The sequence below is a fragment of the Vibrio sp. TAP-3B genome (assembly GCF_057784735.1).
In genome coordinates, this window is sequence record NZ_CM173495.1 from 3,023,365 (window position 1) to 3,032,697 (window position 9,333).

The 9,333-nt window shown below is 44.0% G+C and carries 7 protein-coding genes and 1 other annotated feature; of the genes, 3 read left to right on the forward strand and 4 right to left on the reverse strand.

What is annotated here, in order from left to right; translation table 11 throughout:
- Nucleotides 1–16: 16 nt before the first annotated feature.
- From pheA to AC3D28_RS14310, 4 genes are all read right to left on the reverse strand, one after another.
- Nucleotides 17–1,195, reverse strand: a complete 1,179-nt coding sequence (gene pheA / locus AC3D28_RS14295) for a prephenate dehydratase (protein ID WP_488535149.1) — start codon at nucleotides 1,193–1,195, stop codon at nucleotides 17–19.
- 12 nt (nucleotides 1,196–1,207) lie between these two features.
- Nucleotides 1,208–1,328 (reverse strand) — a sequence feature (Phe leader region).
- A gap of 109 nt (nucleotides 1,329–1,437) precedes the next feature.
- The gene (hpf, locus tag AC3D28_RS14300; protein ID WP_005397484.1) at nucleotides 1,438–1,764 is read right to left on the reverse strand and encodes a ribosome hibernation-promoting factor, HPF/YfiA family; all 327 of its coding nucleotides are present in this window, start codon (nucleotides 1,762–1,764) and stop codon (nucleotides 1,438–1,440) included.
- A 327-nt stretch (nucleotides 1,765–2,091) separates the two neighbouring features.
- Complete coding sequence (locus AC3D28_RS14305) at nucleotides 2,092–3,546, reverse strand: MltF family protein (protein WP_488536101.1); 1,455 nt, start codon at nucleotides 3,544–3,546, stop codon at nucleotides 2,092–2,094.
- Nucleotides 3,547–3,717: 171 nt separating this feature from the next.
- Nucleotides 3,718–4,446, reverse strand: coding sequence for an outer membrane protein assembly factor BamD (locus AC3D28_RS14310; protein ID WP_098416449.1), 729 nt, complete (start codon nucleotides 4,444–4,446; stop codon nucleotides 3,718–3,720).
- Between the two features lie 136 nt (nucleotides 4,447–4,582).
- Between AC3D28_RS14310 and rluD the strand changes: the two genes are divergently transcribed.
- The 3 genes from rluD (at nucleotide 4,583) to clpB (ending at nucleotide 9,003) form a co-directional block, all read left to right on the forward strand.
- The gene (gene rluD / locus AC3D28_RS14315; protein WP_098416448.1) at nucleotides 4,583–5,560 is read left to right on the forward strand and encodes a 23S rRNA pseudouridine(1911/1915/1917) synthase RluD; all 978 of its coding nucleotides are present in this window, start codon (nucleotides 4,583–4,585) and stop codon (nucleotides 5,558–5,560) included.
- Nucleotide 5,561: 1 nt separating this feature from the next.
- On the forward strand, nucleotides 5,562–6,290 hold the full coding sequence (pgeF, locus tag AC3D28_RS14320; protein ID WP_488535150.1) for a peptidoglycan editing factor PgeF: 729 nt from the start codon (nucleotides 5,562–5,564) through the stop codon (nucleotides 6,288–6,290).
- A 139-nt stretch (nucleotides 6,291–6,429) separates the two neighbouring features.
- Nucleotides 6,430–9,003 (forward strand): ATP-dependent chaperone ClpB, encoded by a 2,574-nt coding sequence (gene clpB / locus AC3D28_RS14325; RefSeq protein ID WP_488535151.1) that lies wholly within the window; start codon nucleotides 6,430–6,432, stop codon nucleotides 9,001–9,003.
- The last annotated feature ends 330 nt before the right edge of the window (nucleotides 9,004–9,333 follow it).

A 9,333-nucleotide genomic window follows, 5' to 3' on the forward strand; every position in this document is an offset into this window, starting at 1 on the left:
TACTCACTAGTGTCTATTAACTCAATTTTACTTGGGTAGGCTTTACGTTCTCACTCGGGTAACAGCCTAATACTTTCAAGTGTTTAGTAATTTTGGTTAGCTCTTCAAGTGCCTGTTGCATTTCTGTCGAAGCAAGATGAGATTCCAAATCTACGTAGAACATCTCTTCCCACGGGTTACCCATAATTGGACGTGATTCTAGCTTGGTCATATTGATGCCGTAACGTTGCAGCACTAATAGCGTTTCAACCAATGAACCTGCCTCTTGGGAGGTCGACATGATCAACGTGGTTTTTGCTGGAATCTGAGTTGAAACCTCAACCGGTTTGCGAGCAACCACAATAAAGCGAGTATGATTCTCGGTTTGGTTAGCGATGTTGCCTTGAATGGCTTGCAAGCCGTATAGCTTACCGCTTGATGCATTACCAATTGCAGCAACATCATCACGATCCATCTCTTGGACTTTTTGCATTGCATCTGCCGTGCTGGCGCAAGATTCCAGTTTTACACCTTTCATACGGCTTAAAAACTCACTGCACTGTTGGTGTGGCTGAGGATGTGAATACAGCGTTTTAATGTTTTCCAGACGAATGTCTTTTTTCGCAACCAAGCAGTGCTCGATTGGTTGGGTAAGCTCACCCACGATGTAAAGCGTCGTGTGTTGCAGCAGGTCATACACTTCATTAATGGAACCTGAACTGGTGTTTTCGATTGGCAGAACACCATAATCAGCATGACCCGACTCAACCGTTTGAGTCACTTCTTTGAAGTGCTCGCAGTTGAGTTCGATAAGCTCTGTATTTTTACGGCTGAAGTATTCTCGGCTTGCCAAGTGCGAATAAGAGCCTTTTGAGCCAAGGAAGGCCACACGTGCGAGTGGTTTTCGGCTTTGTTGTGGGTTGACTAAGTTTTGTAAGTAGCTTTGCTGAAGTAGTACAGAATCTTCAATGATGGTATGGAAAAGCTTGGTGATGTACTGAGCATCGAGTTCGTATTTATCACGACCATTAGAAATTAACTTCACCAAGAGCTGCTGTTCTCGAGCTGCATCACGGACAGGCTTTGAGGTTTGAACTTTGCTTTTGGCTACTTCAATGCTGAGTTTACGGCGTTCTGATAACAGGCTAAGTAGCTCATTATCGAGCTCGTTCAAACGTAAACGAATTTCTTCGAGGGAAATAGGTTGGTCAGTCATCAAATCTTTCCTTATAAAAAAGCCTCCCGGGTTGGGAGGCTTTCTGTTTGTTTTTGACTTTTCTTTCACAAACGAGTAGCCCCCCCAGTTATGGAAGGAAAAAGAAGTCAAAAATAAACAGCGAAGTTAAATGCATAAATAGTGGTTAATATGTGAGTATTTAAACACAATAAGCAAGCGTGGGAGGAGCGTCAAGCAAAAAAATAGCGCCTTTCGGCGCTATTTCTTCGATTTTGGTCAGTTTACTCTTCTTCTTCCACTAACTCTGGTTTATTCGCTCGGCGAGCTTCAGGTTTGTGGGTCAGCTTATTCAGTTGTCGCTCTAGTTTTTGCTCCACTTCGTTGATAGCTGCATAAAGATCTTCGTGAGTTGCTGAGGCAATGAGCTGACCTTTCGGAACTTTGATAACTGCTTCGAATTTCTTCTGTTTGTTTGGTTCCTCACTGAAAGTTGCTTGGCATCCAATTAGGTCGACTTGCCATTTCTCCAGTTTTTTAAATTTGCTCTCAATATGAGCTCGGATTGCAGAGGTGATTTCGATGTTTTTGCCAGTGATGTTCATTGTCATAAGTGCTTTTCCTCTGTTGCATCCCTCATGGGTTAAGTTCAGGTTACTGCTTTAAGCATAAAAAAATGTGACTTAAGTCACTAACTGATGATGGTTTTTTACGATAAAAAATCAATGTGATCTCACTCAAGATCTGTTGAAATTTATTATGAAATTGCTTGTTATCGGTTAGTAAATCATTAGATTGGTCAAGAGAGCTCAGCTGAAAACGTCCTCGTTTTTAGGGAAGTTGTACGGCCGATTATTTGAAGTGACCAAAATTTAACTAGATAAAAATTGTGATATTGATCTCTTCAGCTTCTCAGCAAATAGAGTTTAAAAAGCCGCTTAATGAATAAGCGGTTTTTTTGTGTCTGGCGTTTGGCTGATTTTTCGTAGCGGTATCATGAAAACAGGGTCCTTTGGAGTCAGTGAAGCCCGATCTAGACTTTTAACTTGGTCCAAACTTTCTAGCTGTTTGTATACTATGTAATAGCGATTAATGCTGGTGACGTACCCAACCGTTGAGCTTAAACTTTTCCGCATCACGACTTCTACGTTATTGAACCAAACGTTAGGGTCGTAGCCTTGCTGGGCAGCACGTTTACGCATTCGCTCTACATTACCGGGGCCCGCATTGTAAGCCGCTAAGGTAAAATAAAGTTTGTTTTCCGCCGTAATAGCAGGATCACTGAAGTACTGTTTACGCAAAAATGCTAAGTACTTCACCCCGGCATGAATATTGTTTTCTAGCTGCCGAACGTTTTTTATATTGATATTCGGGTCTCGAGCCGTGCTGGGTAATACTTGCATTATGCCGACTGCCCCTCGGCTTCCCACTAGGTCGTTATTAAAGCCGGATTCTTTATAAGCAACTGCGGCGATCAGTAAATAATCGATATCGTATTTTTCACCAAAGTGCGCAAACAGCGTAGTGAGTTTTTCTAGTTGAGCAATTTTCTTGGGATTGAGGGCTTTGTTTAGCCAACCAGTGTTATCGATGTATTTTCCGTAAATGACGTTACCGAGCAGTGTCCCAGAGCGAGACTTCTGAATAAACTGGTTCACGACGGCTTTCAAATTTGGGCTGTTTTCCCGCATTGCCCAAGCGATTTTACCATTTTCACGGATAGGGATTTTTTGGTGAGCCCGAATATCATCCATCACTTTAAGCCAAAGTTTGGCTTTATGGCTATCGAGAGCAATGGCTTTGACGTAACCATTGTTGAGCATCCCAACCAACTCGTAGTCTTGCAGTGTTTCTTCAATAAAATGTACGACAACGGGCGGCAAGCCTTTTTTGTTTAGCTGCTTGTTCAGTACTTGAATGCTCTCAAAGTAGCTGGAACTGGCACGTACCCAAACCTCTTGGTCGCTCAGTTGCTCAATGTCAGTCATGGTTGGTGTACTTTTGTTCGTGACTACCCACTCTTCAATACCAGTGAGAATTGGTGAACTAAAGTCTACTTTTTGTTTACGTGTATCGGTAATGGTCAGATTGGCAACGACTAAATCACCTGAACCATTTTCTAAGGCAGGAAGTAGTTGGTCGCGGGCAATAGGAATGATTTGTACGTTAAGTTTCGGTTTGAACTTACGAAGGTCTTTTTCGAAATGAGCCAGTAGTTCCGCACCTACTCCTTTTGGTGTACCGCCCTCAATGTAATAGAAGCCTAGATCAGCAGAAACGAGGACACGTAAAACATTCTTCTCTTTAATAACATCGAGATCCCCAGTGTAAGGAGGTTGCTTAAGTGGTGATATTTGTAGTGCGCAAACGGAAGCAGACAATAAGAGCAGCATAACTGCGCATAGCTTAGGTATCGTCACGTTCACATCCTTTTATAAAGGAGAGGGGAACTTTAAGCATATGTAGAGCCCCGTCGATCATCAAGCAAGGGCAGAAGACGCTATTGCGGGTAATAAAAAACCGCCACGGTAAAAACGGTGGCGGTTTAGTTTAAAGCAGCTCAGTTACTTCACAGGGTTGAGCTCGATAAGCTTTTCAGTTCTTGCTACGGCATCTTCCAACCCAAGCTGTTTATAGGCCTCTAACTGGATAGTCAGTGACTTACGTGCCGCTTCTGTGTCTGGGAATGCTTTTTGTAGCTCTTGACTGCGATTAATTGCAGCAATCCAAGCTTCGCGGCGAAGGTAGAAATCAGCCGTGGCTAGGTCGTAATTCGCTAGGCGGTTTTTCAATGCCACCATACGCTTTTGTGAATCTTCTGCATAAGGGCTATTCGGATAACGTTGAAGCAGCTTTTTGAAGTCATCAAATGCTTTTTTAACTGGCTCCGGATCGCGATCACTTCGGTCTACGCTAAATAAGTCGTGCATGAAGTTACGATCTTGTGCCATGTGGCTTAAGCCACGCATGTATAACACCCAGTCCATTTTTTCGTGGGTTGGGTTTAAACGCATAAAGCGAGAAATGGTTGCTAAACCTAATGCTAGATCGTCGTTTTTGTAATACGCATAGATGAGATCAAGTTGTACCTGTTCTGAGTAGGCACCAAATGGGTAACGTGAGTCTAATGCTTCCAGTTTCTCAATCGCAGAAAGCCAATTACCACTTTGAAGAGAGATCTGCGCGTCTGCATACAGTTCTGAAGGCGGCACATCAGGAACGATTTCTTCTTTGCTTGCACATCCAAACAGAAGGGATACCGCTAAAAGGCCTGTTAAAGTCTGACGTTTCATATCAGGAGTCTGTTCCTTGAATCTAAATATTTCTTAAGCTGTCGTTACTTTCTTTACAGTAACAGATACAATGGGGTAATAGTTTATTTTTCCACAGTCGTGAGCATTAGTCTCACAGTTTTTAAAAAAGTTCGATATGGCTCAGCAGATAGTATTAACAAATACCGTAAAAGATAGCCAATTAGGTCAGCGTTTGGACCAAGCTATCGCCGAATTATTCGCGGACTTCTCTCGTTCTCGCCTGAAAGAATGGCTCGTTGACGGGAAAGTTCAAGTGAATGGTGAAGTTGTCACTAAGCCTCGTACCAGAGTAATGGGTGGCGAGGAAATTATATTGCAAGCCGAGTTGGAAGATGAAGAACGCTGGGAAGCGCAAGATATCCCGCTAGATATCGTCTTTGAAGATGACGATATTATCGTTATCAATAAGCCTCGTGATTTTGTCGTCCATCCTGGTGCTGGCACACCTGATGGCACAGTGCTCAATGCATTATTGCATCATTATCCAGACATTGCAGAAGTACCTCGTGCAGGTATCGTGCACCGTTTGGATAAGGACACAACAGGGTTGATGGTGGTGGCGAAAACCGTTCCAGCACAAACCCGTTTAGTGCGTGCATTGCAAAAGCGTAATATCACGCGTGAGTATGAAGCGATTGCGATCGGGCGTATGACCGCTGGTGGTAAAGTGGAGCAACCTATTGGTCGCCACTCGACAAAACGCACATTGATGGCGGTGACTCCTACGGGGAAACCCGCGGTCACGCATTACCGCGTAGCGGAGCACTTTCGTGAACATACGCGCATTCGTCTACGCTTGGAAACGGGCCGTACACACCAAATTCGTGTGCATATGTCATACCTGCAGCATCCACTACTGGGTGATACTGCTTATGGCGGTCGTGCGCGGATTCCGACTGGGGCTTCCGAAGAACTCACAGAGATGATTCGCGGCTTTGATCGTCAAGCATTACACGCGGTAATGTTGCGTTTTGAGCACCCAGTGACAGGTGAAGAACTTGAGTTTCATGCTCCTGTACCAGACGATATGGTGGTTATGACGGAAGCACTGCGTAGAGATACAGAAGACCACGGTTTACCTGAAGAATTCTAATTTGAAGATAATCACTCCTAACTGGCCTGCACCTAAAAATGTCAAAGCTTTTGCCTCTACTCGTATTGGCGGCTTTTCGACTGCTCCCTACCAAGGGTTAAATTTAGGTGCCCATGTTGGGGATGATTTATTTATCGTTGAGGAAAACCGTAACTGGTTGGCGCAACAATCAAATATGCCGAGTACACCAGTCTGGTTGAATCAAACTCACTCTACAGTTGTTGCACGAGTGAGTGAGCCTACCTCTCAAGTTCTTGATGCAGACGGCGTATTTACTTCTTCAAGTAATGTGGTTTGTACAGCAATGACAGCAGATTGCTTGCCTGTAATATTGACTAATACGCAAGGTACACAAGTGGCTGCTGTTCATGCTGGCTGGCGTGGTTTAGCTAATGGCATCATTGAAAATGCGTTAGAGCTGTTTTCAGGTGAAGTGATGGCATGGCTTGGTCCAGCAATTGGCCCGCAGGCATTTGAAGTCGGAGAGGATGTATTACAAGCTTTTGTCGATTTCGATTCACAAGCCCACCAAGCGTTTACTCCGCAAGATATTGAAGGTAAATGGTTGGCTGATATGTCTAGATTAGCAGCACAACGTCTGAACCAAGCTGGTGTCACGCAAGTTGTTGACTCTGGGCTTTGTACTTACCACGACAAAGACTCCTTTTACTCCTACCGCCGCGATGGCGTAACAGGGCGACAAGCTACATTTATCTGGATTGAAGACTAGCCATTAAGCGCCAAAATGCATAGGCCTTCTATTTTGGCAACATAATCTTTATTCATTCACTCCCTTGAAATTCCTCCCACGAGTATCCATCTTTCAACTGTCAAAAGTGTTTTCTCTAGTTGAGATTAGGAAGGTAGATATGCGTCTTGACAGATTCACAAGTAAGTTTCAAATCGCGATTTCGGATGCTCAATCATTAGCATTAGGGCGCGATCATCAATATATTGAGCCTGTCCACTTGATGGTGGCTTTGCTTGACCAAAATGGCAGTCCAATTCGTCCATTACTTACGATGTTAGATGTGGACGTTACTCATTTGCGCTCTAAATTGAGTGAGATGCTCGACCGATTACCGAAAGTAAGTGGTATCGGTGGTGATGTACAACTCTCTAGTTCGATGGGCACTGTGTTTAATCTATGCGACAAAGTGGCGCAAAAGCGTCAAGACTCCTACATTTCTTCGGAAGTCTTCCTGCTTGCAGCTCTAGAGGATCGCGGTCCACTCGGTAAATTGCTCAAAGAGATTGGGTTGACCGAACAAAAAGTCAGCCAGGCGATCGAAAAGATCAGAGGTGGTCAAAAGGTAAATGATCCTAACGCAGAAGAACTGCGCCAAGCGTTAGAGAAGTTCACTATAGATCTTACTGAGCGAGCAGAGCAGGGTAAACTGGATCCGGTGATTGGCCGAGATGATGAAATTCGTCGAACCATTCAAGTTCTGCAGCGCCGTACTAAGAATAACCCAGTCATCATTGGTGAACCAGGTGTAGGGAAAACCGCGATAGTAGAAGGTCTTGCACAGCGTATCGTAAATAATGAAGTGCCAGAAGGTTTGCGTGGACGCCGAGTTCTTTCATTAGATATGGGCGCGCTAGTCGCTGGTGCTAAATACCGAGGTGAATTTGAAGAGCGCTTAAAATCGGTACTTAACGAGCTGGCTAAAGAAGAAGGCAACGTCATTCTGTTTATTGACGAGATTCATACTATGGTTGGTGCAGGTAAGGGTGAAGGCTCGATGGATGCAGGGAACATGCTGAAACCGGCATTGGCCCGCGGTGAACTTCACTGTGTTGGCGCAACAACACTCGATGAGTACCGCCAATACATTGAGAAAGATGCTGCATTAGAGCGCCGTTTCCAAAAAGTACTGGTGGATGAACCATCGGTTGAAGATACGGTGGCGATTTTGCGTGGCTTAAAAGAGCGCTATGAGCTTCATCATCATGTTGAAATTACTGACCCTGCTATCGTTGCGGCAGCAAGTTTGTCACATCGATACATTTCTGACCGTCAGTTGCCAGACAAAGCGATCGACCTAATAGATGAAGCAGCATCAAGCATTCGTCTACAAATAGACTCTAAACCGGAGTCACTAGACAAGCTTGAGCGAAAAATCATTCAATTAAAGATCGAGCAACAAGCATTAAGTAATGAGCATGACGAAGCGAGTGAAAAACGCCTTAAAACACTCAACGAAGAGTTAAGCGAAAAAGAACGTGAGTATGCAGAGTTAGAAGAGGTTTGGAATACCGAGAAAGCCGCGTTATCAGGAACCCAGCATATAAAATCGGAGCTTGAGCAAGCACGTATGGACATGGAGTTCGCTCGTCGCGCGGGCGATTTAAACCGTATGTCTGAGTTGCAATACGGACGTATTCCTGAACTTGAGAAACAACTTGATCTGGCGACTCAAGCAGAAATGCAAGAAATGACCTTATTACGCAACAAGGTCACCGACAACGAGATTGCGGAAGTACTTTCTAAGCAAACCGGCATTCCTGTTTCTAAAATGCTGGAAGCAGAAAAAGAGAAATTGCTTCACATGGAGGAGGCTCTACACAACCGTGTCGTAGGACAGGAAGAAGCAGTCACGGTTGTGTCGAACGCTATTCGTCGTAGTCGAGCAGGGCTTTCTGACCCAAACCGCCCGATTGGCTCCTTCTTATTTTTAGGACCAACGGGTGTTGGTAAAACGGAACTGTGTAAAACACTCGCTCGTTTTATGTTTGACAGTGAAGATGCAATGGTACGTATTGACATGTCTGAGTTCATGGAGAAACATTCAGTGGCGAGATTGGTTGGTGCGCCTCCAGGTTATGTTGGCTATGAAGAAGGTGGCTACTTAACTGAAGCGGTACGTCGTAAGCCATACTCAGTCATACTACTGGATGAGGTTGAGAAAGCGCATCCGGATGTGTTCAATATCTTATTGCAAGTACTGGATGATGGGCGTTTAACCGATGGTCAGGGTAGAACAGTCGACTTCCGTAATACGGTTGTGATTATGACCTCAAACTTAGGGTCTTCGCAAATCCAAGAAAACTTTACAAGATTGGATTATCAGGGCATTAAGAGTGAAGTGATGGATATCGTTAGTAAACACTTCCGTCCAGAGTTCTTAAACCGTGTTGATGAAAGTGTGGTGTTCCACCCACTGGGTCAGGAGCAGATCAAATCTATTGCTTCTATCCAATTGGAGCGCTTAGCGAAACGATTAGAAGACAAGGGCTACCAATTAGAAGTGTCGGATAAAGCTCTCGATCTGATCGCTCAAGTTGGTTTTGATCCTGTATATGGTGCTCGACCTCTAAAACGTGCAATCCAGCAAAATGTCGAGAACCCATTAGCTAAGTCTATTCTTGCTGGTGAAATATTACCGGATCAGAAAATTCAGCTTATAGTAAGCAATGATAAAATTGTTGCTCACCAATAAATAAAGGGTAATTGTCTTTAGGAACGATATAACGTTTATGTTTTAGGGGCCCCAAAGGCCCCTTTTTTTATTTTGTTGCTTATAGGTGGTTATTTTCTATACGAACGGTATGAGAGCAGAGCTTTTTTTATTAAATAGACTTGTGTTCTGTTTTTAACTCCCTATAATTCGCCTCCGTTGTCAAAGAAAAGCCGCTAGGCAAAACGAAGATAACAAGACGGTTGAGTTTAAGTTAACTTGCAGAGGAAGCTTATAAATAAAAAGTGTTTGACACAACAAGTTATCTCGCTAGAATGACCGTCCGCTTTAAGAGAAACGCTTCTCGAAAAG

Excerpts from the sequence above, each read along its gene's own strand:
- AC3D28_RS14305 (WP_488536101.1), bottom strand. The coding sequence starts at position 3,546 with ATGCTGCTCTTATTGTCTGCTTCCGTTTGCGCACTACAAATATCACCA.
- pheA (WP_488535149.1), bottom strand. The coding sequence starts at position 1,195 with ATGACTGACCAACCTATTTCCCTCGAAGAAATTCGTTTACGTTTGAAC.
- clpB (WP_488535151.1), top strand. The coding sequence starts at position 6,430 with ATGCGTCTTGACAGATTCACAAGTAAGTTTCAAATCGCGATTTCGGAT.
- rluD (WP_098416448.1), top strand. The coding sequence starts at position 4,583 with ATGGCTCAGCAGATAGTATTAACAAATACCGTAAAAGATAGCCAATTA.
- AC3D28_RS14310 (WP_098416449.1), bottom strand. The coding sequence starts at position 4,446 with ATGAAACGTCAGACTTTAACAGGCCTTTTAGCGGTATCCCTTCTGTTT.
- hpf (WP_005397484.1), bottom strand. The coding sequence starts at position 1,764 with ATGACAATGAACATCACTGGCAAAAACATCGAAATCACCTCTGCAATC.